A 26,326-nucleotide genomic window follows, 5' to 3' on the forward strand; every position below is an offset into this window, starting at 1 on the left:
GGGTCCTGCCACCCTCGGGGCCCGATCAGCCATAGCGTAACCGGTCCGCACAGGATTTGCGCCCGAGCAAATCGGCGCATCGCCATCGCGGTCGACGGAAATCACGTCAGCGGATCAGATGTTCTCAGAAGCGCCTTTTCGCCTGAAGGGAAGATGAACAACCCGCCCGGACGATGGCAACCGGAGAAGATCATGTCAAAAAAAGGCCGGCAAACGCCGGCCTTTTCTACGCTTGATGAACGAGGGAAGACCCTGACACCGCCAGGGTCTTCCGCGCCGTTCGTTACTCGGCCGGCGGCAGCGCCAGCGGCTGCGGCTCGGGCTGCGACGGCACGATCGCCGCCTGCTTTTCGCGCTCGTCGAGAATCAGCTTGTCGCGCTTGAGAGCGACTTCGCGGATGCGGGCCATGGAGGCGCCGGTGCCGGCCGGAATCAGGCGGCCGACGATGACGTTCTCCTTGAGACCCTCGAGCGGATCGATCTTGCCGTTGACTGCCGCCTCGGTGAGGACGCGGGTGGTCTCCTGGAACGAGGCCGCCGAGAAGAACGACCGGGTCTGCAGGCTCGCCTTGGTGATGCCGAGCAGAACCGGGTTGCCGGTGGCGGGCTTCTTGCCCTCCTCCGCCGCCTTCGCGTTGAGCAGGTCGAACTCGATCTTGTCGACCTGTTCGCCCGAGATCATGTCGGTGTCGCCCTGGTCGGTGACCTCGATCTTCTGCAGCATCTGGCGGACAATCACCTCGATGTGCTTGTCGTTGATGAGCACGCCCTGCAGCCGGTAGACCTCCTGGATCTCGTTGACCAGATAGGCCGCGAGTTCCTCGATGCCCTTGATCGCCAGGATGTCGTGCGGCGCCGGGTTGCCTTCGACGATGAAGTCACCCTTCTCGACGATGTCGCCATCCTGCAGATGGATGTGCTTGCCCTTCGGGATCAGGTACTCGCGAGCTTCCTCGGTCTTGTCGACAGGCTCGATCGAGATGCGACGCTTGTTCTTGTAGTCGCGCCCGAACCGGATGGTGCCGGCGATCTCGGCGATGATCGCGGCATCCTTCGGCTTGCGCGCTTCGAACAGCTCCGCCACCCGCGGCAGACCGCCGGTGATGTCGCGCGTCTTGGCGCTCTCGGTCGAGATACGCGCCAGGATGTCGCCCGGCTTGACCGTCGCACCGACGTCGACCGACAGAATCGCGTCGACCGACAGCATGTAGCGGGCATCACCGCCACGAGCGAGCTTGAGGACCTTGCCGTCCTTGCCCTTGATCACGATGGCCGGACGCAGGTCCGCGCCACCGCGCGTTCCGCGCCAGTCGATGACCACGCGCTTGGCGATACCGGTGGACTCGTCGAGCGTTTCCGAGATCGAGAGGCCTTCGGTGAGGTCCTCGAACCCGATCGTGCCCTCGGCTTCCGTGAGGATCGGGCGGGTGTAGGGATCCCACTCGGCGATGCGCTGGCCGCGCTTGATCGTGTCGCCTTCGTCGATGTGCATGCGCGCACCGTACTGGATACGATGAGTCGCACGCTCCGAGCCGTCGGCATCGACGATCGCAACGACCATGTTGCGGACCATCGCGACCAGGTGACCCTCGCTGTTGCGGGCGATCGCCTTGTTGCGGATCACAACCTTGCCTTCGAAGTTCGATTCGACGAAGGACTGCTCGTTGAGCTGCGCGGCGCCGCCGATGTGGAACGTGCGCATCGTCAGCTGGGTGCCCGGCTCACCGATCGACTGAGCGGCGATGACGCCGACAGCTTCACCGTGGTTGACCGGCGTACCGCGCGCGAGGTCGCGGCCGTAGCACATCTTGCAGATGCCGTTGACGAGCTCGCAGGTGAGCGCCGAACGGATCTTCACCTCCTGCACGCCGGCCTGCTGGATGGCGTCGATATGGCTCTCCTCCATCAGCGTGCCGGCCTTGATCAGCACGTTGCCGGTGGCCGGATCACGCACGTCATCGCAGGGCACGCGGCCCAGGATGCGCGAGCCGAGCGAGGCCACGACCGTGCCGGCGTCGACGATGGCGCGCATCTTGATGCCGAGATGGGTGCCGCAATCGTCCTGCGTGATGATGCAGTCCTGCGCGACGTCGACCAGACGACGGGTCAGGTAGCCCGAGTTCGCGGTCTTCAACGCGGTGTCCGCGAGACCCTTGCGGGCGCCGTGGGTCGAGTTGAAGTACTCGAGAACCGAAAGACCTTCCTTGAAGTTCGAGATGATCGGCGTCTCGATGATCTCACCCGACGGCTTGGCCATCAGGCCGCGCATGCCGGCGAGCTGACGCATCTGGGCCGGCGAACCACGCGCACCGGAGTGCGACATCATATAGATCGAGTTGATGTCGGCATCCGCGCCCGTCGCCGTCTTCTTGGTGACGGAGATCTCCTTCATCATCTCCTTGGCGATTTCTTCCGAGGCCTTCGACCAGGCGTCGACGACCTTGTTGTACTTCTCGCCATGAGTGATCAGGCCGTCATTGTACTGCTGCTCGAAATCCTTCGCCAGCGTACGCGTCGTGTCGACGATCTTCCACTTGCCCGCCGGCACGACCATGTCGTCCTTGCCGAACGAGATGCCCGCCTTGAAGGCGTTGTAGAAGCCGAGCGCCATGATGCGGTCGCAGAAGATCACCGTCTCCTTCTGGCCGCAGTGACGATAGACCTGATCGATGACGCCCGAGATCTCGCGCTTGGTCATCAGCTTGTTGATGACCTCGAAGGTCACGCGCGGATGCTTCGGCAGCAGGTTGCCGAGCATGACGCGGCCCGCGGTGGTCTCGATCCAGCGCTTGGAGATCTTGCCGTCCTCGTTCATCCCCTCCCAGCGATACTTGATCTTGGTGTGGAGATGGATCGCCTTGGCGTGCAGCGCGTGCTCCAGCTCGGCCATGTTGCCGAACGTCATGCCCTGCCCGTTCATGCCCTCGCGCATGATCGAGACGTAGTAGAGGCCGAGCACGATGTCCTGCGACGGCACGATGATCGGCTGACCATTGGCCGGATGCAGGATGTTGTTGGTCGACATCATCAGGACGCGCGCTTCCAGCTGCGCTTCCAGCGACAGCGGAACGTGCACGGCCATCTGGTCGCCGTCGAAGTCGGCGTTGAACGCCGAGCAGACCAGCGGATGCAGCTGGATCGCCTTGCCCTCGATCAGCACCGGCTCGAACGCCTGAATGCCGAGACGATGCAGGGTCGGCGCGCGGTTCAGCAGCACCGGATGCTCGCGGATGACCTCGTCCAGGATGTCCCAGACCTCCGGACGCTCCTTCTCGACCAGCTTCTTGGCCTGCTTGACGGTCGTCGACAGGCCCTTGGCGTCGAGCCGCGAGTAGATGAACGGCTTGAACAGCTCGAGCGCCATCTTCTTCGGCAGGCCGCACTGATGCAGGCGCAGCTCCGGACCGACGACGATGACCGAACGGCCGGAGTAGTCAACGCGCTTGCCGAGCAGGTTCTGACGGAAGCGGCCCTGCTTGCCCTTCAGCATGTCGGCGAGCGACTTCAACGGACGCTTGTTGGCGCCGGTGATGACGCGGCCGCGGCGGCCGTTGTCGAACAGCGCATCCACCGCTTCCTGAAGCATGCGCTTCTCATTGCGGATGATGATGTCGGGCGCGCGCAGCTCCATCAGCCGCTTCAAGCGGTTGTTGCGGTTGATGACGCGGCGGTAGAGGTCGTTGAGGTCGGAGGTCGCGAAGCGGCCGCCATCGAGCGGCACCAGCGGCCGCAGGTCCGGCGGGATCACCGGCACCACGGTCATGATCATCCATTCCGGCTTGTTGCCGGAGTGGCGGAACGCTTCGACGATCTTCAGGCGCTTGGCGAGCTTCTTGTGCTTGATGTCGGAGTCGGTCTCCTGCATCTCGGCACGCAGCGTCTGCTCGAGCTTCTCGAGCTCGAGGCCGCGCAAGAGCTCACGGATGGCCTCGGCGCCGATCATGGCGGTGAAGCTGTCCTGGCCGTACTCGTCCTGCGCCTTGAGGTACTCGTCCTCGGACAGCAGCTGACGATCCTTGAGCGCGGTCAGACCCGGCTCGAGGACGACGTAGTATTCGAAGTACAGGATCCGCTCGAGATCCTTCAGCGTCATGTCGAGCAGCAGGCCGATGCGCGACGGCAGCGACTTCAGGAACCAGATGTGCGCGACGGGAGCGGCGAGCTCGATGTGGCCCATGCGCTCGCGCCGGACGCGCGACAAGGTCACCTCGACCGAGCACTTTTCGCAGATGATGCCCTTGTACTTCATCCGCTTGTACTTGCCGCACAAGCACTCGTAGTCCTTGATCGGCCCGAAGATGCGGGCGCAGAACAGGCCGTCGCGCTCCGGCTTGAAGGTGCGGTAGTTGATCGTTTCCGGCTTCTTGATCTCGCCGTAGGACCAGGACAGAATCTTCTCTGGCGACGCGATCGAGATGCGGATCTGGTCGAAGACCTGAGCCGGCGTCGTCGGATTGAAGAGATTCATAATTTCTTGGTTCATCGCATTCTCCTCGCGGACCGATCGGGGGTCAGCCGCAAATTCGAAAATCTCTCAGCAGACGGCGCCCTGCCCCGACCCGCGGGAGGAAGACGCCGGCACCCGGCCGCGAGCGGCCGGGCCGGATCTCTTGAACTACTCGGCGGCTTCCGACGTCGGCGCCGGTCCGAGCTTGGAGTTGTGCAGGTCGACGTTGAGGCCGAGCGAGCGCATTTCCTTGACCAGCACGTTGAACGATTCCGGAATACCGGCCTCGAACGTGTCGTCGCCGCGCACGATCGCCTCGTAGACCTTGGTGCGGCCGGCGACGTCGTCCGACTTCACCGTCAGCATCTCCTGCAGCGTGTAGGCCGCGCCATAAGCCTCGAGCGCCCACACCTCCATTTCGCCGAAGCGCTGGCCGCCGAACTGGGCCTTGCCGCCCAGCGGCTGCTGAGTGACCAGCGAGTACGGGCCGATCGAACGGGCATGGATCTTGTCGTCGACGAGATGGTGCAGCTTGAGCATGTAGATGTAGCCGACGGTGACCTTGCGGTCGAACGCATCGCCGGTGCGGCCGTCATAGACGGTCGACTGGCCCGACGCGTCCATGCCAGCGAGCTTCAGCATCTCCTCGATGTCGGCTTCCTTGGCGCCGTCGAACACCGGGGTGGCGATCGGCACGCCGCGGCTCAGATTGTGACCCAGCTCCAGCAGCTCATTGTCGTTGAGCGACTTGATGGTCTCGTCCTCGCCGTAGATCCGCTTCAAGGTCTCCTTCAGCGGCTTGACGTCCTGCTTCGACAGATAGGCATCGACCGTCTGGGCGATGCGCCTGCCGAGGCCGGCGCAAGCCCAGCCGAGATGCGTCTCGAGGATCTGACCGACGTTCATGCGCGACGGCACGCCCAGCGGGTTCAACACGATGTCCGCATGGGTACCGTCCTCGAGGAACGGCATGTCCTCGATCGGCACGATCTTGGAGACGACGCCCTTGTTGCCGTGACGGCCGGCCATCTTGTCGCCCGGCTGAATCTTGCGCTTCACCGCGACGAAGACCTTGACCATCTTCATCACGCCGGGCGGCAGTTCGTCGCCACGCTGCAGCTTCTCGACCTTGTCGAGGAAGCGCTGCTCGAGGCCCTTCTTCGACTCGTCGTACTGCTTCCGCATGGCCTCGATCTCGGCCATCAGCTTGTCGTTGGCGGAGGCGAACAGCCACCACTGCGACTTCGGATACTCGTCGAGCACCGCGCGGGTGATCTTGGTGTCCTTCTTGAAGCCCTTCGGGCCGGAAATGCCCTGGCGGCCATCCAGCATGTCGGCGAGACGGCTGTAGACGTTGCGGTCCAGGATCGCCTGCTCGTCGTCGCGGTCCTTGGCCAGACGCTCGATCTCTTCCCGCTCGATCGCCAGCGCACGCTCGTCCTTGTCGACGCCGTGGCGGTTGAACACGCGGACCTCGACGATCGTGCCCTGCACGCCCGGCGGCACCCGCAGCGAGGTGTCGCGCACGTCCGAGGCCTTCTCGCCGAAGATGGCGCGCAGCAGCTTCTCTTCCGGCGTCATCGGGCTCTCGCCCTTCGGCGTGATCTTGCCGACCAGGATGTCGCCGGCGCGCACTTCCGCGCCGATGTAGACGATGCCGGCTTCGTCGAGGTTCTTCAGCGCCTCTTCCGACACGTTCGGAATGTCGCGCGTGATTTCCTCCGGACCCAGCTTGGTATCGCGGGCCATCACCTCGAACTCCTCGATGTGGATCGAGGTGAAGACATCTTCCTTCACGATCCGCTCGGAGAGCAGGATCGAGTCTTCGAAGTTGTAGCCATTCCAAGGCATGAACGCGACCAGCACGTTGCGGCCGAGCGCGAGCTCGCCGAGATCGGTCGACGGACCGTCGGCGATGATGTCGCCCTTCTTGACGATATCGCCGACCTTCACCAGCGGACGCTGGTTGATGCAGGTCGACTGGTTGGAGCGCTGGAACTTCATCAGCCGGTAGATGTCGACGCCCGACTTGGTCGGATCGAGATCTTCGGTGGCGCGGATGACGACGCGGGTGGCGTCGATCTGGTCGATCACACCCGAGCGGCGCGCCGCGATCGCAGCGCCCGAGTCACGGGCGACCACGCCTTCCATGCCGGTACCGACGAACGGCGCCTCGGCGCGAACCAGCGGCACCGCCTGGCGCTGCATGTTCGAGCCCATCAGCGCGCGGTTGGCGTCGTCGTTCTCGAGGAACGGGATCAGGGCCGCTGCGACCGAAACGAGCTGCTTCGGCGACACGTCCATGTAGTCGACCTTGTCCGGCGTCATCGGCACGACTTCGCCGGCGTGACGGCAGACCACCAGGTCCTCGGTGAAGCGGCCCTTGGCATCGAGCGGCACGTTGGCCTGCGCGACGCGGTAGCGCCCTTCCTCCATCGCGGACAGATACACCACCTCGTCGGTGACGCGGCCGTCCTTGACCTTGCGGTACGGCGTCTCGACGAAGCCATACTTGTTGACGCGGGCGAACGTCGCCAGCGAGTTGATCAGGCCGATGTTCGGACCTTCCGGCGTCTCGATCGGGCAGATGCGGCCGTAATGCGTCGGATGCACGTCGCGCACCTCGAAGCCGGCGCGCTCGCGGGTCAGACCGCCCGGTCCAAGCGCCGACAGGCGGCGCTTGTGGGTGATCTCCGACAGCGGGTTGGTCTGGTCCATGAACTGCGACAGCTGCGACGAGCCGAAGAACTCGCGCACCGCAGCAGCTGCAGGCTTGGCGTTGATCAGGTCCTGCGGCATCACGGTGTCGATGTCGACGCTCGACATGCGCTCCTTGATGGCGCGCTCCATGCGGAGCAGACCGATGCGGTACTGGTTCTCCATCAGCTCGCCGACCGAGCGGACGCGGCGGTTGCCGAGATGGTCGATGTCGTCGATCTCGCCCTTGCCATCGCGCAGGTCGACCAGGGTCTTGATGACCGCCAGGATGTCTTCCTTGCGCAGCGTGCGCTGTGTGTCCGGCGCATCAAGCTCGAGGCGCATGTTCATCTTGACGCGGCCGACCGCGGACAGGTCGTAACGCTCGGCGTCGAAGAACAGCGACTGGAACATCGCCTGCGCGGAATCGAGCGTCGGCGGCTCACCCGGACGCATCACGCGGTAGATGTCGAACAGCGCGTCCTCACGCGTCATGTTCTTGTCGGCCGACAGCGTGTTGCGGATGTAGGGGCCGACATTGACGTGGTCGATGTCGAGCAGCGGCAGGTCCTTGTAGCCCTGCTCGTTCAGCACCTTGAACAGCTTGTCGGTGATCTCCTCGCCGGCCTCGGCGTAGATCTCGCCGGTCTTCGGGTTGACGAGATCCTCGGCGATGTAGTTGCCGAGCAGCTCCTCATCCGACATGCGCAGCGCCTTCAGCCCCTTCTCCTGGAGCTGGCGGGCGGCACGGACGGTGAGCTTCTTGCCGGCCTCGAGCACGACCTTGCCGGTGTCGGCGTCGATCAGGTCGTTGACGGTCGAATAGCCGCGGAAGCGGTTGGCGTCGAACGGAACGCGCCAGCCTTCCTTGATGCGCTTGTAGATCAGCTTCTTGTAGAAGGTCGACAGGATGGTCTCGCCGTCGAGGCCGAGCGCGAACATCAGCGACGTCACCGGCAACTTGCGGCGGCGGTCGATGCGCGCGAACACGATGTCCTTGGCGTCGAACTCGATGTCGAGCCAGGAGCCGCGATACGGGATGACGCGAGCAGCGAACAACAGCTTGCCCGACGAATGAGTCTTGCCCTTGTCGTGGTCGAAGAACACGCCCGGCGAACGGTGCATCTGCGAGACGATTACGCGCTCGGTGCCGTTGACGATGAAGGTGCCGTTCATGGTCATGAGCGGGATGTCGCCCATGTACACGTCCTGCTCCTTGATGTCCTTGACCGACTTGGCGCCGGTTTCCTCGTCGATATCGAACACGATGAGGCGGAGCGTCACCTTGAGCGGCGCAGCGAAGGTCATGCCGCGCTGGCGGCACTCGTCGACGTCATACTTCGGCGGCTCGAACTCGTAGCGGACGAATTCCAGCATCGAGGTGCCCGAGAAGTCGGAGATCGGGAACACCGAGCGGAATACCGCCTGCAGGCCCTCGTCCGGCCGGCCGCCCGTGGGCTCGTCGACCATCAAAAACTGGTCGTAGGACGCCTTCTGAACCTCGATGAGGTTCGGCATCTCCGCGACTTCCTTGATGTGTCCAAAGAACTTGCGAACGCGTTTGCGACCGGTGAATGTCTGCTGCGCCATCGTGGCCTCTCATGTCGTCGCCGGAGGGGCGAACCTTCCGAAACAGCGGCTGCCACCACCGTCCCGGGTTGAATTTCGATCCATTTCGAAGGTCTGAGGCACAGAACGCGGAACGGAAACGTCCCAGATCTGTTCTTCAGAACACCAAAACGCAAAACGACGCGCGAGGCGCGAGGGCGCACCCGCTCGTCAGAACCATCTCGTCACGGACTGCAAAAGCCCGAAATTGCCTGTCTCCCAACGGTCCACGACGGAGATGGTGCTCCACCGATAACCGGCTTTTCGTGCTACCGGCCCAATATGGGCCGACGATAACCGAGATTCGAGGGGCAAGCCCCACAATCTCCACACTTTTCCGTGTTCGGCCCGCAACGGGCGATCCTGTTGCACGCCTTTTGCAGCATTCGCGAGCCCGCCCGCTACCCCTGCAAAACTCCTTGTCGGCATGATGACCGGGCAATGTTACCGCCCGGTCACCGATCTCTCTCGAAAGCTCCCAGCCGGCCCGGTGGCCGACCGAGGCTCCGCACGTAATCGGAACGATTACTTGAGGTCGATCTTGGCGCCAGCCTTCTCGAGCTGAGCCTTGATCTTCTCGGCCTCGTCCTTGTTGACGCCTTCCTTGACCGGCTTCGGAGCACCCTCGACCAGGTCCTTGGCTTCCTTCAGGCCCAGGCCGGTGATGGCGCGGACTTCCTTGATGACCTCGATCTTCTTGTCGCCGGCCGAAGCCAGGACAACGGTGAACTCGGTCTTCTCTTCCGCCGGAGCGGCAGCGGCAGCGGCAGGGCCAGCAACCGCGACGGCGGCAGCGGCGGACACGCCCCACTTCTCTTCCAGGAGCTTGGCGAGCTCAGCGGCCTCGAGAACGGTGAGGGCCGAGAGGTCGTCGACGATCTTCTGCAGGTCAGCCATTGATGTAGTCCTTTAGTGTGGTTCGGTTCGAAACCAGGTTGTGAGTGTTTGCGAAGGGCGTCAGGCCGCTTCGCCCTTTGAGGCATGAGCCTGAATGACGCGCGCGACCTTGGCCGCGGGTGCGTTGGCGAGCTGGGCCAGCTTGGTCGCCGGAGCCTGGATCAGGCCGACGAGCTTGCCGCGCAGTTCGTCCAACGACGGCAGCGAGGCGAGCGCCTTGACGCTGTCGACATTCAGGACGGTTTTACCCATGGAGCCGCCGAGGATGACGAACTTCTCGTTCGCCTTGGCGAATTCCATGGCAACCTTGGGCGCCGCGACAGGATCGTTTGAAGTTGCGATCACGGTCGGCCCCTTCAACAGGGGGCCGATGCCGACGACGTCCGTGCCTTCAAGAGCAATTTTGGCGAGACGGTTCTTCGAGACCTTCACCGACGCGCCAGCCTGCTTCATCTGCATGCGCAGCTTCTGCATCTGGGCCACGGTAAGGCCGGAATAGTGAGCGACGACCGCGACGCCCGTGGTCTTGAAGACCTCGTGCAGTTCCTCGACCGCCTCTTTCTTTGCCGCTCGTTCCACAGCAAGCTCTCTCCGGTTGGCGGCCTTCGCCCGAAAGCGGGACCGCCGGGTTAAACCCGCCGCCCCACCAAACCCGACCTCTGGACGCTAGAACCCATGAGGACACGTCAGGCAGCGCGACGATGAATAGCCTGCCCTTCCCAAGGCCTCTCGGCCCGGGGAGTGTCGAGGTTCGAACCAAACCTGCATGCCAGTGCGGCCAGCGCAGTGGACATGCCGAAATCCGGTTTTCACCCGTCTATGCAGGCCATACGATTAAGCCATTGAGGAAGTTGAACTTCCGCGCCGGCGCCTGCAGTCTCGGACAGGATTCGAGGGATCGGCGGACCGACCTCCCCTGCGGCATTTTCGAGAGCAGAAAGATCCTTCTTCCTTCCGAGAAATCCAAACGGATATCCTCAAAAGGAATGCTGGCTCCCTAGGCTTTCGGAATGCGCGCACGGACGCGCCAGCAACAGCCAGCCCGCCCGGAAGCCGGTTCTTTAACGGGTCGATGACGACTTGCCAAGACCCCCGAGAGCAATTTTCGCACCAATTAGGTGGCCCGCGCCTCGGGTGCAGGCCCTTAATGTAGCTTATGAGGTCTGCCGAGACCCCGATACCGCATAAGGCAGCTTCTCACCCGCGAAGAAGGCCGTGAGATTGGCCACCACGCAGGCCTGCATCGCGACATGCGATTCCCGCGTGTTGCCCCCGATATGGGGCGTCACCACCACATTGGGTAGCGCGGTCAGTTCATCCGGAACATGAGGTTCGGTCTCGAACACGTCGAGCCCGGCGCCTGCGATGACGCCTTCCTTCAGCGCAGCCAGCAGCGCCTGTTCGTCGATCACGGAGCCACGCGAGATGTTGACGATATGGCCGTCGGAACCGAGCTTCTTGAGCAGCTCCGCATCGACGACATGCGTGGTCTCGGCGCTGGCGCGGACGGCGATCATCAGCACGGTGCACCATTCGGCGAGCGCATCGAGGCTTGGGAAGTATTGATAAGGCAGTTCGTCGTAGCGGGTGCGGTTGAAATAGCCGACCTCGGTCTCGAACGCGGCGACGCGCGCGGCGATCTTGCGGCCGATCTCGCCCATGCCGTAGACGCCGACCTTGCAGCCGGCGAGGCTCGGCGGCGGTTTCATCAGCGGTGACGGCTTGGCCCCGGCCCAGCCGCCATCGCGGACGTAAGCGTCGGCCACCATCAGCCGCCGCGTGCTCGCCAGCATCAGCATGACGGCGACATCGGCGACCGCAGCCGCGTTCGCTCCCGGGCTATTGCCGACCACAATGTTGCGCGCCGCTGCCGCCTTCAGGTCGACACCGTCATAGCCGGTGCCATAGCAGACGATCGCCCCCAGCGCCGGCAATTGATCCATCTCCGCCGCGCCGAGCGGCGTGCCGCCCGCCGTGATCAGCGCCCGCACCTGCGCCACCTCGTCCGCCGGAAACACCTCGTGCGCCGGCTTACCGGCGGTGTCGAGCAGGTCGAAGCGGTCGGCAAAGCGCTGGGTCAGGGATTTTGGCAGGCGGGAGTAGATCAGGACCTTGTCGGGCATGTCGGCGGGGACTCCAAAATGCGAAGGGCGGGATCGATGAACGATCCCGCCCTTCTAATTCTATCGCATGCTTGGCCGCTTACGCGAGCACGGTGCCCGGCTCGACCTTGACGCCCGGGCCCATCGTCGACGACACGGCGACGCGCTGGACATAGGTGCCCTTGGCGCCTGCCGGCTTGGCCTTCACGACCGCATCCGCCAGCGCCTTGATGTTCTCGACCAGCTTGTCCTCGCCGAACGAGGCCTTGCCGACGCCGGCCTGGATGATGCCGGCCTTCTCGACGCGGAACTCGACCGAGCCGCCCTTGGCACCCTTCACGGCGCCGGCGACGTCCATGGTCACGGTGCCGATCTTCGGGTTCGGCATCATGCCGCGCGGACCGAGCACCTTACCGAGACGGCCGACCAGCGGCATCATGTCGGGGGTGGCGATACAGCGGTCGAAATCGATGTTGCCGTTCTGCACCTTCTCGACCAGGTCCTCCGCGCCGACCACGTCGGCTCCGGCGGCCTTGGCCTCGTCGGCCTTGGCACCGCGGGCGAACACGCCGACGCGCAGCGTACGGCCGGTGCCGTTCGGCAGCATGACAACGCCACGGACCATCTGGTCGGCGTGACGCGGATCGACGCCGAGGTTGATCGCGACCTCGATGGTCTCGTCGAACTTCGAGGTGGCGCGTTCCTTGACCATCTTGATCGCATCAGCAAGCGGGTAGAGCTTGGTGCGGTCGACGCCCTCGCGGGCCTTCTTCAAACGCTTTCCGATAGCCATGGCAGCTTACCCCGCAACTTCCAGACCCATCGAGCGGGCGGAGCCCTCGACCATCTTCATGGCCGACTCGATCGAGTCGCAATTCAGGTCCTTCATCTTCTTCTCGGCGATCTCGCGCACCTGCGCCTTGGTCACCGCGCCGGCCTTGTCACGACCCGGGGCCTTGGAGCCCGACTGGATCTTGGCGGCCTGCTTGAGGAAGAAGGACATCGGCGGGGTCTTCATCTCGAAGGTGAAGGACCGGTCCGCGTAAATGGTGATGACCACCGGGATCGGGGTGTTCTTCTCTTCCTTCTGGGTCTGCGCGTTGAACGCCTTGCAGAACTCCATGATGTTCAGACCGCGCTGACCGAGCGCGGGGCCGATCGGAGGCGACGGGTTCGCCGCGCCGGCCGGGACCTGAAGCTTCAGGTAACCGGTTACTTTCTTTGCCATTCTGATTCTCCAACGCGTTCGCGCTTTTGCCTAATGCGAACGCACCGCCCTCTGGGCGACAAAACCCGTCGGGCGAGGTTTGGGACCGTGGTCCGGCGCGCTTTCTCCGGCTGGCAAAGCCGGTCGCGCCTCCCACGAACGAAATCGCCCCCCGATTGGGGAGCGAAGGGCGCCCGATACACGAGATCGGACGAAAAGGAAAGAGTTGAGAGCCGAGCTCCCTCCTCCCCGTCATTCCGGGGCGCCCGCGAGGGCGAGCCCGGAATCCATAGCCACAGGATGCCGTGTGGGGCACGCTGGAGCTGGCAGTTCGCCGTCCCATTCGCGCCTGGGGTTATGGATTCCGAGCTCAGCCCTGCGGGCTGCCCCGGAATGACGGCGAGAGCCTTTGACCTTAACCGACCACCTTCTCGACCTGGTTGAACTCCAGCTCGACCGGGGTGGCGCGGCCGAAGATCGAGACCGCGACCTTGAGGCGCGAACGGCCCTCGTCGATTTCCTCGACCACGCCGGAGAACGAGGCGAACGGGCCGTCGGCGACGCGGACGTTCTCGCCGATCTCGAACGACACCGACGATTTCGGCCGCTCCACGCCCTCCTGCATCTGGTTCAGGATGCGCATCGCCTCGCCTTCGGAGATCGGCATCGGCTTGTTCTCGGCGCCGAGGAAGCCGGTCACCTTGGGCGTGTTCTTGATCAGGTGAAACGCCTCGTCGGTCAGCTTCATCTTCACCAGCACATAGCCGGGGAAGAACTTGCGCTCGGCGTCAATCTTGCGGCCGCGGCGCACCTCGGTGACCTTCTCGATCGGCACCAGCACCTGCTCGAACAGGTCCTCGAGATTGCGCTGCTTGGCCTGCTCGCGGATCGACTCGGCGACCTTCTTCTCGAAGTTCGAGTAGGCGTGGACGATGTACCAGCGCTTATCGGAGCTTTGCGTTGCGGTTGCCATCAGTGGATGCCCAGCACGAGAGTGATGAGATAACGGATGATCTGATCGGCGGCGAAGAAGAAGATCGAGGCCAGCGCCACCATCACGAACACCATGATCGTGGTGATGGTGACCTCGCGACGGGTCGGCCAGGTGACCTTCGTGGTCTCCGAGCGCACTTCCTGCAGGAATTTGAACGGGCTTGTGGCCATCGTCAGGGGTCCGCGTCCGTCATCAGACGGTTGAAGAGTTTACAGGGAAAACCGAACAGCCGACCTTGGCCCATCCTCTTGTCGGAGAGATGAGCCGAATCCACGGCCTCGCTTGTTCGGGGAGTGAAAAGCCGCGCCGGATATCCGCATGTCGCGGGCCGGCTGCAGGTCGTCGATATCTACTGTCCGAACGGCCAAAGGTCAAGATATGGGCAGGCCGGGGTGTCCCGGTCATTCCCTTGGCAGCGCCGGGCCCGCCCTGTCTCACACCGGATTTTCGTGCCGCGGCAGGCCATTTCCGCACTACGGCAGGTCGAGCACTTGCCGCGACGAAATGCCCGTGACGGGGGAGTTCCTGCTCTTGCCGGGCCTGCGGCGGCCGCTCATTCTCGGCTTCACAAGAACAATCAGGAGGAAACCCATGACCTTTGCCCTGGGCAAGGGACTGACACGCGCTGCCGCGGTCAGCCTTGCTGCTCTCAGCCTTGCTGCTCTCAGTCTTGCCGCCCTCACCGCCGCCCCTGCCCGCGCCCAGGCGCCGCTCAAGATCGGCGTGCTCAGCGACTTCTCGTCGGTCTATTCGGACATCGGCGGCCAGGGCAATCTCGAGGCGACCAAGCTCGCGATCGAGGAGTTCGGCGGCACGATGTTCGGCAAGCCGATCGAGGTCATCAGTGCCGATCCGCAGAACAAGGCCGACATCGCCGCCTCGATCGTGCGCAAATGGTACGAGAACGAGGCCGTCGACATGGTCATCGACATGCCGACCTCGGCCACCGCGCTGGCCGGCATGGAGATGTCGAAGCAATTCGAGAAGCTGATGATCGTGACGGATGCCGCGAGCTCCGATATCACCGGCAAGTCCTGCTCGCCCTACACCGTGCACTGGACCTACGACACCTACGGCAATGCGCACACCGTCGGCCAGGCGATCGTCAAGAACGGCGGCGACACCTGGTTCTTCATCACCGCGGACTACCTGTTCGGCCATTCGATCGAGCGCGACACCGGCGACGTCGTGCGCGCGGCCGGCGGCAAGGTGATCGGCAGCGCCAGGCATCCGCTCAACAACCAGGACTTCTCGTCCTTCCTGCTGCAGGCGCAGGCCAGCAAGGCCAAGATCATCGGCATGGCCAATGGCGGCGGCGACACCATCACCACCATCAAGCAGGCCGCCGAGTTCGGCATCGTCGCCGGCGGCCAGAACCTCGCCGGCATCGTGATGTTCATCTCCGACATCCACAGCCTCGGCTTGAAGCTGGCGCAGGGCCTGATCATCACCGAGGCCTACTACTGGGACCTCAACGACCGCACCCGCGCCTTCGGCAAGCGCTTCTTTGACAAGATGAAGCGGATGCCGACCATGAACCAGGCGGCGACCTACAGCGCCACCCTGCACTATCTCAACGCGGTGAAAGCCGCCGGCACGCGCGACACCAAGCCGGTACTCGCCAAGATGCGCGAGACCCCGGTGCGCGACGCCTTTACCGACAACGGCGTGCTGCGCGAGGACGGCCGCATGGTGCACTCGATGTTCCTGTTCGAGGTCAAGAAGCCGGAGGAATCGAAGGCTGCGTGGGACTATTACAAGGTGCTGGCGGAGGTCCCCGGCGACCAGGTGTTCCGGCCGCTGAAGGACGGCGGGTGTCCGCTGGTGAAACCGTAAGGGTCCGTCAAAACGCGTTCGGGGCTCGCATGTCGCGGGCCCCGGCTGAACAGTCTTCGTCGATGTGTGGCTTAAGTGCTTGATCTCGCTGGCAGCTATCTCGCTGGCAGGAGTGGAGAGGCTCGAACTCCCAACCCCCGGTTTTGGAGACCGGTGCTCTACCAATTGAGCTACACTCCTAGCGAGCCGGGACTGCGTCGCCGGTTCGGGCGCTTTCAAGCATAGACCTCCCCTCCATTGCAAGGGTGCAATGGGGCAAATCGACTGGTCAGGGCACAACTTCCGCGCCAGACTTGATGCAAACCGACAACAGGACTTCAGGGAGAGCCCATGACCCCGCCGACCGCCGCCTCCAGCGCCCCGCTTGCCGCCCTCCGCTCCCTGAGCCCGCCGTTGCCAGACGACCGGCCGGAAGCGCTCGGCCTTTCCGCGTCGCGGCTGCAGCGGGCGTCGGACGCCTTCAAGCGCGAGGCCGACAAGGGAACGATCCCGGGCGCCACCCTGCTGGTCGGCCGGCGCGGCCGGATCGGCTGGTTCGACGCCATCGGCCGCCAGGCGCCCGATGCCGACACCCCGATGCGGCCCGATTCGATCTTCCGCATCTTCTCGATGACCAAGCCGATCGTCTCGCTCGGGATCATGATGCTGGTCGAGGACGGCGACCTGCTGCTGTCCGATCCGGTCGCCAAGTTCATCCCGGAATTCGCCGACCAGAAGGTCGGAGTCGACAACGGTGGCAAGCTCGAGCTCGTCCCGGTCGTCCAGCCGATGACGGTGCAGGACCTGCTGCGCCACACCTCGGGCCTTGCGTATGAGCACACCGGCACCGGGCCGGTGCACCAGTTGTACCAGCAGTCGCGGGTGCGCAGCCGCAAGATCACGAACGCAGAGCACGCGACCATCGTGGCCGGCCTGCCGTTGATCTGCCAGCCCGGCGCCGAATTCAACTACAGCCGCTCGACCGACATCCTCGGGCGAATCATCGAGGTCGTCGCGGGTCAGGCGCTCGGCGCCTTCCTCGCCGAGCGCATCCTGTCGCCGCTCGGCATGAACGAGACCGCCTTCTTCACCAGCGAGGCCAATGCCGGTCGGCTCGCCGAGCCGTTCGCCAAGGATCCGTGGACCGGCGAGGCGGTCAACCTGTTCAAGATGACCGAGCAGCCGGTGATGGAATCCGGCGGCGGCGGCCTGGTGGCGACCACGATGGATTACGCCCGGTTCTGCGCCATGCTGCTCAACAAGGGCAGCCTCGATGGCAACCGGCTGGTCGGCCGCAAGACGCTCGAGCTGATGGCCTCCGACCATCTCGGTCCTCACGTCAAGACGCAGGGCACGCTGCTGTCGCCCGGCCACGGCTTCGGCCTCGGCTTCGCCGTGCGCCGCGACGCCGGCATCGCCCCCTTCCCCGGCTCGCCCGGCACCTTCTTCTGGAGCGGCATCGCCGGCACCTTCTTCTGGATCGATCCGAAGGAGGAACTGTTCTGCGTGTTCATGGCCCAGGCCCCGGGGCAACGCGACTACCTCCGCACTTTGGTGCGTGACGTGGTGTACGCGGCGGTGGAGTGAGGGCGCATACTCTCTCCGTCGTCATGCCCGGGCTTGACCCGGGCATCCACGTCGTTCCGCATATGCCGCTCGACGTGGATGGCCGGGACAAGCCCGGCCATGACGGAGAACTGGGAGACGGCATCGACCTCAACTGATCGTCGCGCCGCCGTCGATCACCATGGTCTGGCCGGTCATGAAGTTGCCGGCGGCGGACCCCAGGAACACCGCGGCGCCGGCGATCTCATCGGGGATGCCGATGCGCAGCAGCGGCGAGCGCGCGGTCGAGGCTTTCAGGTTGTCCGGATTGTCCCACAGCGCCTTGGCAAAGTCGGTCTTGATCAGGCCGGGCGCGATGCAGTTCACGCGCACATTGTGCGGGCCGTATTCACAGGCGAGGTTGCGCGCCAGCTGCATGTCGGCGGCCTTGGAGATCGCGTAGGCGCCGAGGATGGTCGAGCCCTTCAGGCCGCCGATCGACGAGACGATGATAACAGAGCCATCCTTGCGCGCGATCATCTGCGGCACCACCATGCTGATCAGCCAGTTGTTGGCGACGATGTTGTTGTCCAGGATTTTCCGGAACTGATCGTCAGAGATGCCGGCGAGCGGCCCGTAATACGGGTTCGACGCGGCGTTGCAGACGAGAACGTCGATCTGGCCGTAGATGCGGTTGGCCTCGTCGACGAGGTTCTGCAGGTTCTCCTTGCTGGAGATGTTGGCCGCAACGGCGGCCGCCGTGCCCTTGCCGAACCGCTCGTTGATCTCCTTGGCAACGGCCTCGCAGACATCAGCCTTGCGCGACGAGATCACCACCTTGGCGCCGTGCTCGGCCATGCGCTCGGCAATGGCCAGCCCGATGCCGCGGGTCGATCCGGTGATGACGGCCACCTTGCCGGTCATGTCGAACAGGGTCATGGGGAGTTCCTCCTAGCTATTAGTTGTCATTGACTCGAAATTCGCACGGCAAGGTCGGTGACGCGTCTCTACGGTGCCAATATTTGCGCCCTCTCCCCTTGTGGGAGAGGGCATGCAGGACAGCGCCGCAAACCCGGTTGGGTGAGGGGTATGTCTCCACAGGCACCATCTTCGCGGAGAGAGACCCCTCACCCGGTATGACCGCGCTGTGGGCGGTCATACCCCCCTCTCCCACAAGGGGAGAGGGTGCACCGCCCGTGTGGCGAGATGTCATCAGATCATGTCTAGAGAACATCGACCAACCCGCCCCACTTTCACGCCAGCTTGCTCGTCGTCACCTCCGGCCCGGCCGGCTGATGCATCGCCTGGTGGGCGGCGTCGGCGATCCAGGGCTGCTGATTGACCATCGGCAGGCGCCATGAGCTGACATCTCCGCTCACGATGTGATCGAGCCGGGTCACCGAGCAATTGTCGATGTCGAAGGCCAGGCCCTTCTCGACGAGGCCGCCGAGCGCGAGCCCAACCGCGGCCTTGATGGTGCCGCCATGGCCGACCGCGATCACGTCGCGGCCGGCTTCCGCCATCGTGATGCGCGCGATCGCCGCCGTGACGCGGGTGTAAAGATCCATGTAGCTCTCGCCGCCCGGCGCCGGCACGTCGATGTCGGCGAACCAGTTGCTGCCGGCGGGACGGCTCGCCAGGAACGCGGCACGGTTCATGCCCTGCCATTGCCCGAGATGCTGCTCGGCAAAGGCGGCCTCCTTGATCATGTCAGCAGGGCGCGGGAAACCGGCCTCCCAGATCGCCTCCGCGGTCTGGTGCGTGCGCATCAGGCTGCTCGCATACCACACCGCGCTGCGCGGCAGGATCTTGGCCACCGCCTCGAACACCTCGCGATCCCCAGTGTCGCAGGCGATGTCGGACTGGCCGTAGATGTTGCCGCCGTCGTTGCGGACCGGCGCATGGCGCACCCACCACCAGCGCGTGGTGACGACCGGAGGCTTCGTTGCATCAGCTGACATCGCGTAACCCTTCCCTCCGCAGCTGTCTCGCTGTACGTGAGGAGCCAGCCCGTCTCAAGCAGCTCCGCACGTTCAGCACGTTTGAAACGACGTTTGAATTCCGTTCCGCGGCACGCAGCTGATCACAAATCGAACAGGAGGAAACATGGGCCGCCTCGAAGGCAAATCCGTCATCATCACCGGCGCCGGCAGCGGCATCGGCCGCGCCGCTTCCTTGATGTTCACGAAAGAAGGCGCGCGACTGATTGCAGTCGATCGCAGCGAGGCCGTCAAGGAGACGGTCGAGATGGTGAAGCAGCAGGGCGGCATTGCCGAAGCGGTCATCGCCGATGCCGGCTCCGAGGCCGACGTCTCGGGCTTCATCGATCGCGCGGTCGCGACCTACGGCAAGCTCGACGTGATCTGGGCCAATGCCGGCATCTCCGGCGGGCTGAAGCCGATCGCCGAGCAGACTGTCGAGCACTGGCAGGAGATCCTGCGCATCAACCTGATCGGCCCGTTCCTCGCGGTGAAGCACGCGATGCCGCACATGGTGCGGCAGCAGCGCGGCGCCATCGTCTGCACGGCCTCTGTCGCCGGGCTGAAATCCGGCGCCTCGGGCCATCCCTATGCGGCCAGCAAGGCCGGCGTGATCAGCCTGGTGCAGACGACGGCCTACTCGCTGTCCGGCACCGGCGTGCGCATCAACGCCGTCTGTCCCGGCCTGATCGAGACCGGCATGACCAAGCCGATCTTCGACGGCGCCAAGGAGCGCGGCACCGAAGGCAAGATCGGCCAGCTCAACCCGCTGAAGCGCGCCGGCCAGCCGCACGAGATCGCCGCCATGGCCCTGTTCCTCGCCAGCGACGAAGCCTCCTACGTCAACGGCCAGGCGTTTCCAGTGGATGGTGGCCTGACGGCGTCGATGCCGTATGCGGGGAAGCCGATTTAGGCGGACCGCCGCACCAAACACCGGTGTCGTCCCGGCGAACGCCGGGACCCATAACCACCGGCCGGAAAGAGGCAGGCAACTGACAGCAACGTCCCCCGCGAGATCACGCGGTATGGGTCCCGGCGTTCGCCGGGACGACAGCTGTTGTTGCCGCGCGACTCCGGCTCCTTGACCACGACTGCGCGCCACCCCCTCCGGTGTCGTCCCGGCGAACGCCGGGATCCATACCCCCAGGGAGCGGTTTGAGGCAGGCTGACAATTGGCTTTTTGCCCAACACATCTGCTGCGGCGTATGGATCCCGGCTCTGCGCACCGCCAGCGCGTTCGCGCTGTCGATGCTTGGCCGGGATGACAGTGTTTGTTGTGACCGTCATCGCGAGCACAGCGGCGCGATCCAGAGTCGTCGCCTTCTTCCTGGATTACCTCCACCGTCGCCCTTCGGGCCATGGTGGACAAGCTGCAGCGCTCGAAATGACGGAGTCCAAACATGCGTATTCATTCCCGCGGCGCATCTACGTCCGAGTGCTGCTGAATTCACCGCTCTCTCCAATCAGAGAGCGCAGGGAAGGCCAGGCGTCGGCTGACGCCTGCGGCCCGCCTGCGAAGAAAATGCAGGCGGCAGGTACCACAGGTGCAGCCGAGAAACGCCCGGCCTTCCCTGCGCGATGGTCTTAACGCTTACTTCGCGCTCTCCCCGGGGACCGGCTTGATTGCCCCCGTCATCGACACAGCGCAGGAGCGCTCGCGTCAACTTGACCTCGGCACCGGGAGGTCAGGACCACACGACTTCGCGTCCACGCATCGCCGTTCGTCCGCACACCCGAAGGGCATGCTGCGGCAATCCGCGGCCACCGCCTCCCCGCCTCGCGTGTCGTGACGATCGCGCGCAACGCCTCTCTTCGGTGAGACGGGATGGCGCAAGCAAATCATGAATGCCGAAAAAACGAAAGACAAATCTTCCGTCCGCATGGGGTGGATCGGATGATCCCATTGATCACGCTGGCGAAGATTTTTCCTGGCGACCACGGTTTTCAGGCATCGCGGTCCCTCGACGCGACAACGACGACGCATTCACCAGGACATACCGATTTGCCCGACGGGCGCCATCGACTTCGCGAAGCGGCCATCGCGAAGCGCCAGCCTGGCCAGCGTCGGGCAACATCGCGAGAGATGGCCAAGTCGTCGATGCCCATTCTGAGCCACGTCTCGCGGTTGCTGGCGCTGGTGCCACCGCCATCGTATCGTGACGAGACGCCCCGCCCGAACTCACACGATGACATCGGATCAGAATTCCACTTCCCGCCTGCCGCTGTGGCCCACGATCCGCCGCAGCTATGCGAGCTATGTGTTCGGCTTCGGCGCGATCCTGCGGATCGCCTGGCCGTGGCTCGTGGTGTGCGCGCTGCTGCCGGCACCGGCCATGGCGTTGCGGATGGCCGGGCTGTTCGGACCGGCGGGCACGACTGCCGTCACTGTCGCAGAGCACCTCGTGGTGGTTTTTGCGGGATTCAGCATCGCCGTTGCCTGGCATCGCCATCTGATCCTGGACCAGGCAGCGGCCGCGAGCGTCGGCAACGTCCTCAGCAGCAATCTCTGGCGCTTCACGGCGGCGGCCGTGCTCATGGGCCTGTTGGCGTGGCTCCCCATGCTGCTGACGGCTCTGCTCCCGGAGCCCCGCGTCCCGGTTTCTTTAACAGGAGAAGAGTGGATCACGTTCGCGCTACCTGCCCTGCTGGTCAGGCTGGTGATCGTTGCGCTGATCTGCCGCCTATGTCTGGCGATGCCAATGAACGCCATCAATGCCCACGGCTTCGGCCTGACGGCATCATGGCGAGCCACCCGCGGCCCCCTCCTGCGCATCATGCTGTGCATCGCAGCCTGCGTGCTGCTGCCATACACGGTGCTCGGCCACGTCCAGACCATGATCTATCGCGCCATCCTCATCCAGGACTCCGTCCCCGTGTTGCCGTCGATGCAGACGCTCCTCCTGCTGCAGGGCGCCACCAACGTCATTCACCTGCTGATCGTCCCGCTCGCGGCCAGTTTCCTGTCGATCGCTTATCTGCAGCTCGGTCCAGCCCGCGGCAATATCGGCGGCTGATCGACGGCCGTCATCGAACGTCGCCGAAGAGCGCCTCGCTCAAGAGCTCCGCACCCAACAACCACCGCCGATCTGTGCCCGGCCGGCCGACGGGGCGCGGCACGTCGCAGCGGGCGACGATCCGGTTCAAGCGTGCGGTCCGTGCGGAGCGGGATTTTTCGGCTGCCATTCTTCGAACCAGCTGCTCCGAGGCCTCGTCGAACCTCGCAAGCGGACCATTCCGGCTTCGCCAAACGAAGGATGGAAGACATGTCAGGACTATCGAAACTGGCCCTGCTCGCCTTGGTCGGAGCCGCAGCCACCGCCGCGGCCGTGACCAGCGCCGGCGCGCGCGAGATGCAGTTGTGGCGTTGTGAGGTCGTGTCGTGGGGGGCGTGCGGAACGATCGAAACGCCGCAACAGGTCGCGCGTCGCCATCGGGACACCTCGCCCACCTACATGAAGCAGAGCGATCCGCGCTATAACAGCGCGATGACCATGGCGGGTGGAGGCGGCGGCGGTGGAGGCGGTGGTGGCGGCGGCGGCCGCTGAGCCACGACGGTGGCGGAATGCCTCACGACTTGCCCGGATGGGCGCAAACGACATCCGGGCTTCTTCGCTGGCGGGACGGCTGCCCCCGCAAGTCGTTTCCGCCGGCGCACAAGTCGCTCATGCCGGCGACGGCGCGGCTACACCGCGCCCGCCTTCTGCGCGTAGGCCCAGGCCTGCTTGGTCATCGGCACCATGCGCTTGACCGACTCGATCGCCTTGTCGTTGGCGGCGGTGCCGTCGCGGATGCGGCCGATGATGCCCTGGAGAATGCCGGCGAGGCGGAACAGATTGTAGGCGAAGTACCAGTTGAGGTCGGGCATGTCAGTGCCGGTGACGCCGCCGTAGATCGCCGCGGCCTCGTCGAGGGTCGGAATGTTCAGCGCCTTGAGGTCGACACCGTCGAGGCCGGGCATGATCCACTGCATCAAGAGATAGGTGAAATCGGCCATGGGATCGCCGAGCGTCGACAGCTCCCAGTCGAGCACCGCGATGACGCGCGGCTCTGATGCATGGAAGATCATGTTGTCGAGCCGGTAGTCGCCATGCACGATCGAGACGCGCTGCTGCGTCGGCAAGGTGCGCGGCAGCCATTCGATCAGCTTTTCCATCTCCGGCAGGTGCTCGGTTTCCGAGGCGCGGTACTGCTTGGTCCAGCGGTCGACCTGGCGGGCAAAGTAGTTGCCGGGCTTGCCGAAATCCGCAAGGCCAATGGCGGCGGGATCGTAGGCGTGCAGCTTCGCCAGCGTCTCGATCTTGCTGGTGAAGATGGCGCGGCGCTCGGGGGCTACGACATTTGGCAGGGTCGGATCCCAGAACACCCGGCCCTCCTCCATCGACATGATGTAGAAAGCCGAGCCGATGACGCCGTCGTCGGTGCACAGCGCGTAAGCCTTGGCGACCGGAAAGCCCTGCTTGCCGAGCGCGGCGATGACGCGGAATTCGCGATCGACCGCATGCGCCGAGGGCAGCAGCTTGCCGAACGGTTTTCGCCTGAGCACATAGGAGCGCGATGGCGTGTTTAGCCGGTAGGTCGGGTTGGACTGGCCGCCCTTGAACTGCAGCACCGTCAGCGGGCCGGCATAGCCCTCGACATGCTCGGCCATCCAGGCGGCAAGCTTGGCCTCGTCCAGGCGATGCCGCTCCTCGACCGGCTTGGTGCCGGAAAAGTCTTCGTCTTTTCTCACGCCGTCGGCCACGACGAGGCTCCTTTGGTCGTATTGAATGCGTAGGGTGGGCAAAGCGCAGCGTGCCCACCGTCTTGCTGCGAGATCAAGAATGGTGGGCACGCAACCGACTGCGCGCTTCGCGCACAGCCGGATGCTTTGCCCACCCTACGAACCTACGCTCAGTGGCGCGGCTCGTTGGCGTATTTCTTCATCTCGAGCCGGGCGATGGCACGGTTGTGCACCTCGTCCGGGCCGTCGGCAAGCCTGAGCGTGCGTATGCCGGCGTAGTCCTTGGCAAGACCCGCATCATCCGACACGCCGGCGCCGCCGTAGGCCTGGATGGCGTCGTCGATGATCTTCAGCGCCATGTTCGGCGCTGCGACCTTGATCATGGCGATCTCGCCCTGCGCGGTCTTGTTGCCCACCTTGTCCATCATGTCGGCGGCCTTGAGGCACAGCAGCCGGCACATCTCGATATTGGTGCGGGCCTCTCCGATGCGCTGCTCCCACACCGAATGCTCGATGATCTTCTTGCCGAAGGCGGAGCGCGTCATCAGCCGGCGCACCATCTTCTCCAGCGACTCCTCGGCCTTGCCGATGGTGCGCATGCAGTGATGGATACGGCCCGGACCGAGACGGCCCTGCGCGATCTCGAAGCCGCGGCCCTCGCCGAGCAGGATGTTCTCCTTCGGCACGCGGACGTTCTCGAGCAGCACCTGGGCGTGGCCGTGCGGCGCGTCGTCGAAGCCGAACACCGGCAGCATCTTCTCGACCTTGATGCCGGGGGTGTCGAGCGGCACCAGGATCTGCGACTGCTGCTGATGCTTGGCGGCTGCGAAATCGGTCTTGCCCATCAGGATCGCGATCTTGCAGCGGGGATCGCCGACGCCCGACGACCACCATTTGCGGCCGTTGATGACGTAGTGATCACCGTCGCGATCGATGCGGGTCTCGATGTTGGTGGCGTCGGAGGAGGCCACAGCCGGCTCGGTCATCAGGAAGGCCGAGCGGATCTCGCCGTCCATCAAGGGGCGCAGCCATTTGCGCTTCTGCTCCTTGGTGCCGTAGCGGATGAACACCTCCATGTTGCCGGTATCCGGCGCCGAGCAGTTGAACACTTCGGAGGCCCAGGAGATGCGGCCCATCTCCTCCGACAGCAGCGCGTATTCGAGATTGCTCAGGCCGGCGCCGCGGAACTCGTCGTCCTCGTGCGGTGACGGCGGCATGAACATGTTCCAAAGGCCTTCCGCCTTCGCCTTCGCCTTCAGGTCCTCGAGGATCGGGATCACCTTCCAGCGATCGCCCTCGGCGTCCTGCTGCTTGTAGATCGGCACCGCCGGGCGGACATGCTTGGTCATGAAGCTGCGAACGCGCTCCAGCCATTCCTGCTGCTTCGCCGACATCGTGAAGTCCATGGGACTCTCCTTGAGCGTTTCCTCGAACGTGTTTTGGCCGCAGTGTCGATCCACCCGCCGCGTCAGCGCAAGAGTGATCTTGCGCGGCACGATTTCGCGGGCCCCGTCGCTGCAGCGCCGAAATGTCGCCCCGCGGAAGCACCACGATTGACATTCCGGCCGTCTCAAACAATAGTTTCATACAATTGTTTGAAACGCAACTCCCCTGGGGACGGCATGGCCACCGATCAGACCCGGACTGCGATCCTCGTCGCCGCCGAGCGGCTCTACGCCGAGCGCGGCTTTTCCGATGTCACGCTGCGCGACATCGTGGCCGAGGCCAACGTCAACCTCGCCGCGGTCAACTACCATTTCGGCTCCAAGGACGAGCTGATCGCCGAATTGTTCGTGACGCGCTCGATCGCGCTGAACCGCGAGCGGCTGCACGCGCTGCGCGCGGCGGAGGATAAAGGCGGCGGCAGCGCCGAGATCGGCGCCATCCTGCGCGCGCTCGTCGCGCCGATCCTGCGCGGCTGCCTCGGGCCGGAGAACCAGCGCTCGCCGGTGGCGCAGTTCATGATCCGCGCCTCGATCGAATCGGTGCCGCCGATCCGCCGCATCAAGAACAAGGAGATCGACCATCTGCGCAAATTCGCCGCGGCGATGGCGCGCGCATTGCCGGACAGCTCGGAGGTCGACCTGTTCTGGGGGCTGCATTTTGCGCTGGCGATGGCGCATCACACGATCCGCGAGAGCGAGCGGCTGACCAAGCTCTCGGATGGCCAATGCGATCTCGACGATGTCGAGGATGTGATCGACCGCGTGGTGCGCGGGGCCGTGCTCGGCTTGACCACGCGCGATCAGGCGGCAAAGTCACCGGCCAGGGTCGGCGCGCGCGCGGCGCGCTAGCCTTCGCATCGGAGACGGAGC

Annotated in this window: 19 protein-coding genes and 1 tRNA gene; 6 read left to right on the forward strand and 14 right to left on the reverse strand. The window is 64.5% G+C overall.

Translation table 11 applies throughout. The features are described from left to right. Window positions 1-283 precede the first annotated feature (283 nt). From rpoC to secE, 9 genes are all read right to left on the reverse strand, one after another. Window positions 284-4,483 (reverse strand): DNA-directed RNA polymerase subunit beta', encoded by a 4,200-nt coding sequence (rpoC, locus tag ACQR1I_RS11055; protein ID WP_434864627.1) that lies wholly within the window; start codon window positions 4,481-4,483, stop codon window positions 284-286. A 132-nt stretch (window positions 4,484-4,615) separates the two neighbouring features. After that, window positions 4,616-8,734 carry a DNA-directed RNA polymerase subunit beta gene (rpoB, locus tag ACQR1I_RS11060; protein WP_434864628.1) on the reverse strand — a complete coding sequence of 1,373 codons (4,119 nt, stop codon included), beginning with the start codon at window positions 8,732-8,734 and terminating at the stop codon, window positions 4,616-4,618. A gap of 543 nt (window positions 8,735-9,277) precedes the next feature. After that, on the reverse strand, window positions 9,278-9,649 hold the full coding sequence (gene rplL, locus ACQR1I_RS11065) for a 50S ribosomal protein L7/L12 (RefSeq protein WP_434864629.1): 372 nt from the start codon (window positions 9,647-9,649) through the stop codon (window positions 9,278-9,280). A gap of 60 nt (window positions 9,650-9,709) precedes the next feature. Beyond that, a complete protein-coding gene (gene rplJ / locus ACQR1I_RS11070) occupies window positions 9,710-10,228 on the reverse strand; it encodes a 50S ribosomal protein L10 (RefSeq protein WP_315737590.1) in 519 nt (172 codons plus the stop codon). A gap of 575 nt (window positions 10,229-10,803) precedes the next feature. After that, window positions 10,804-11,772: a 2-hydroxyacid dehydrogenase gene (locus ACQR1I_RS11075; RefSeq protein ID WP_434864630.1), complete on the reverse strand. Its 969-nt coding sequence runs from the start codon at window positions 11,770-11,772 to the stop codon at window positions 10,804-10,806. 79 nt (window positions 11,773-11,851) lie between these two features. After that, on the reverse strand, window positions 11,852-12,544 hold the full coding sequence (gene rplA, locus ACQR1I_RS11080) for a 50S ribosomal protein L1 (RefSeq protein ID WP_434864631.1): 693 nt from the start codon (window positions 12,542-12,544) through the stop codon (window positions 11,852-11,854). A gap of 6 nt (window positions 12,545-12,550) precedes the next feature. Beyond that, window positions 12,551-12,979 carry a 50S ribosomal protein L11 gene (rplK, locus tag ACQR1I_RS11085; protein ID WP_007602986.1) on the reverse strand — a complete coding sequence of 143 codons (429 nt, stop codon included), beginning with the start codon at window positions 12,977-12,979 and terminating at the stop codon, window positions 12,551-12,553. A gap of 394 nt (window positions 12,980-13,373) precedes the next feature. Further along, entirely contained in the window at window positions 13,374-13,931 is a 558-nt protein-coding gene (gene nusG, locus ACQR1I_RS11090; protein WP_434864632.1) for a transcription termination/antitermination protein NusG, read from the reverse strand. After that, window positions 13,931-14,122: a preprotein translocase subunit SecE gene (gene secE, locus ACQR1I_RS11095; RefSeq protein ID WP_015667634.1), complete on the reverse strand. Its 192-nt coding sequence runs from the start codon at window positions 14,120-14,122 to the stop codon at window positions 13,931-13,933. Before secE ends, nusG begins: the two co-directional genes overlap by 1 nt. A 421-nt stretch (window positions 14,123-14,543) precedes the next feature. Between secE and ACQR1I_RS11100 the strand changes: the two genes are divergently transcribed. Further along, a complete protein-coding gene (locus tag ACQR1I_RS11100) occupies window positions 14,544-15,788 on the forward strand; it encodes an ABC transporter substrate-binding protein (RefSeq protein WP_434864633.1) in 1,245 nt (414 codons plus the stop codon). A gap of 104 nt (window positions 15,789-15,892) precedes the next feature. On the opposite strand, the gene ACQR1I_RS11105 is transcribed toward ACQR1I_RS11100, so the two are convergent. Continuing rightward, window positions 15,893-15,968 (reverse strand) — tRNA-Trp (locus tag ACQR1I_RS11105). Window positions 15,969-16,118: 150 nt separating this feature from the next. Here ACQR1I_RS11105 and ACQR1I_RS11110 point away from each other — a divergent pair. Beyond that, complete coding sequence (locus ACQR1I_RS11110) at window positions 16,119-17,354, forward strand: serine hydrolase domain-containing protein (RefSeq protein WP_434864634.1); 1,236 nt, start codon at window positions 16,119-16,121, stop codon at window positions 17,352-17,354. Window positions 17,355-17,483: 129 nt separating this feature from the next. Here ACQR1I_RS11110 and ACQR1I_RS11115 read toward each other — a convergent pair whose 3' ends face one another. Both ACQR1I_RS11115 and ACQR1I_RS11120 read right to left on the reverse strand, forming a co-directional pair. Then, window positions 17,484-18,251 (reverse strand): SDR family NAD(P)-dependent oxidoreductase, encoded by a 768-nt coding sequence (locus tag ACQR1I_RS11115; RefSeq protein ID WP_434864635.1) that lies wholly within the window; start codon window positions 18,249-18,251, stop codon window positions 17,484-17,486. Between the two features lie 314 nt (window positions 18,252-18,565). Continuing rightward, on the reverse strand, window positions 18,566-19,273 hold the full coding sequence (locus ACQR1I_RS11120; RefSeq protein ID WP_434864636.1) for a histidine phosphatase family protein: 708 nt from the start codon (window positions 19,271-19,273) through the stop codon (window positions 18,566-18,568). A gap of 145 nt (window positions 19,274-19,418) precedes the next feature. Here ACQR1I_RS11120 and ACQR1I_RS11125 point away from each other — a divergent pair, with 145 nt between their 5' ends. The 3 genes from ACQR1I_RS11125 to ACQR1I_RS11135 all read left to right on the forward strand — a co-directional run bounded on the left by ACQR1I_RS11125 (window position 19,419) and on the right by ACQR1I_RS11135 (window position 22,836). After that, window positions 19,419-20,204, forward strand: coding sequence for an SDR family NAD(P)-dependent oxidoreductase (locus tag ACQR1I_RS11125; protein ID WP_434864637.1), 786 nt, complete (start codon window positions 19,419-19,421; stop codon window positions 20,202-20,204). Window positions 20,205-21,549: 1,345 nt separating this feature from the next. Further along, a complete protein-coding gene (locus ACQR1I_RS11130; protein WP_434864638.1) occupies window positions 21,550-22,305 on the forward strand; it encodes a hypothetical protein in 756 nt (251 codons plus the stop codon). A 249-nt stretch (window positions 22,306-22,554) separates the two neighbouring features. After that, window positions 22,555-22,836 (forward strand): hypothetical protein, encoded by a 282-nt coding sequence (locus ACQR1I_RS11135; protein WP_434864639.1) that lies wholly within the window; start codon window positions 22,555-22,557, stop codon window positions 22,834-22,836. 137 nt (window positions 22,837-22,973) lie between these two features. Here the strand turns inward: ACQR1I_RS11135 and ACQR1I_RS11140 are convergent, their stop codons facing one another. Together ACQR1I_RS11140 and ACQR1I_RS11145 are read right to left on the reverse strand one after the other, a co-directional pair. Beyond that, window positions 22,974-24,032 carry a phosphotransferase family protein gene (locus tag ACQR1I_RS11140; RefSeq protein ID WP_434864640.1) on the reverse strand — a complete coding sequence of 353 codons (1,059 nt, stop codon included), beginning with the start codon at window positions 24,030-24,032 and terminating at the stop codon, window positions 22,974-22,976. A 149-nt stretch (window positions 24,033-24,181) separates the two neighbouring features. Beyond that, window positions 24,182-25,417 carry an acyl-CoA dehydrogenase family protein gene (locus tag ACQR1I_RS11145; protein WP_434864641.1) on the reverse strand — a complete coding sequence of 412 codons (1,236 nt, stop codon included), beginning with the start codon at window positions 25,415-25,417 and terminating at the stop codon, window positions 24,182-24,184. 216 nt (window positions 25,418-25,633) lie between these two features. Between ACQR1I_RS11145 and ACQR1I_RS11150 the strand changes: the two genes are divergently transcribed. Continuing rightward, window positions 25,634-26,305 carry a TetR/AcrR family transcriptional regulator gene (locus ACQR1I_RS11150; RefSeq protein WP_434864642.1) on the forward strand — a complete coding sequence of 224 codons (672 nt, stop codon included), beginning with the start codon at window positions 25,634-25,636 and terminating at the stop codon, window positions 26,303-26,305. Window positions 26,306-26,326 lie beyond the last annotated feature (21 nt).

Origin of the sequence: Bradyrhizobium sp. HKCCYLS2038 (genome assembly GCF_051167655.1) — a bacterium.
Classification (GTDB): Bacteria; Pseudomonadota; Alphaproteobacteria; order Rhizobiales; family Xanthobacteraceae; genus Bradyrhizobium.

What these genes read in the sequence shown, in the direction of transcription:
- secE (WP_015667634.1), bottom strand. Translation starts at nt 14,122, where the DNA reads ATGGCCACAAGCCCGTTCAAATTCCTGCAGGAAGTGCGCTCGGAGACC.
- rplL (WP_434864629.1), bottom strand. Translation starts at nt 9,649, where the DNA reads ATGGCTGACCTGCAGAAGATCGTCGACGACCTCTCGGCCCTCACCGTT.
- ACQR1I_RS11075 (WP_434864630.1), bottom strand. Translation starts at nt 11,772, where the DNA reads ATGCCCGACAAGGTCCTGATCTACTCCCGCCTGCCAAAATCCCTGACC.
- ACQR1I_RS11115 (WP_434864635.1), bottom strand. Translation starts at nt 18,251, where the DNA reads ATGACCCTGTTCGACATGACCGGCAAGGTGGCCGTCATCACCGGATCG.
- rpoB (WP_434864628.1), bottom strand. Translation starts at nt 8,734, where the DNA reads ATGGCGCAGCAGACATTCACCGGTCGCAAACGCGTTCGCAAGTTCTTT.
- ACQR1I_RS11135 (WP_434864639.1), top strand. Translation starts at nt 22,555, where the DNA reads ATGTCAGGACTATCGAAACTGGCCCTGCTCGCCTTGGTCGGAGCCGCA.
- ACQR1I_RS11100 (WP_434864633.1), top strand. Translation starts at nt 14,544, where the DNA reads ATGACCTTTGCCCTGGGCAAGGGACTGACACGCGCTGCCGCGGTCAGC.
- ACQR1I_RS11145 (WP_434864641.1), bottom strand. Translation starts at nt 25,417, where the DNA reads ATGGACTTCACGATGTCGGCGAAGCAGCAGGAATGGCTGGAGCGCGTT.
- rplA (WP_434864631.1), bottom strand. Translation starts at nt 12,544, where the DNA reads ATGGCTATCGGAAAGCGTTTGAAGAAGGCCCGCGAGGGCGTCGACCGC.
- nusG (WP_434864632.1), bottom strand. Translation starts at nt 13,931, where the DNA reads ATGGCAACCGCAACGCAAAGCTCCGATAAGCGCTGGTACATCGTCCAC.
- ACQR1I_RS11120 (WP_434864636.1), bottom strand. Translation starts at nt 19,273, where the DNA reads ATGTCAGCTGATGCAACGAAGCCTCCGGTCGTCACCACGCGCTGGTGG.
- rpoC (WP_434864627.1), bottom strand. Translation starts at nt 4,483, where the DNA reads ATGAACCAAGAAATTATGAATCTCTTCAATCCGACGACGCCGGCTCAG.
- ACQR1I_RS11110 (WP_434864634.1), top strand. Translation starts at nt 16,119, where the DNA reads ATGACCCCGCCGACCGCCGCCTCCAGCGCCCCGCTTGCCGCCCTCCGC.
- ACQR1I_RS11150 (WP_434864642.1), top strand. Translation starts at nt 25,634, where the DNA reads ATGGCCACCGATCAGACCCGGACTGCGATCCTCGTCGCCGCCGAGCGG.
- rplK (WP_007602986.1), bottom strand. Translation starts at nt 12,979, where the DNA reads ATGGCAAAGAAAGTAACCGGTTACCTGAAGCTTCAGGTCCCGGCCGGC.
- ACQR1I_RS11125 (WP_434864637.1), top strand. Translation starts at nt 19,419, where the DNA reads ATGGGCCGCCTCGAAGGCAAATCCGTCATCATCACCGGCGCCGGCAGC.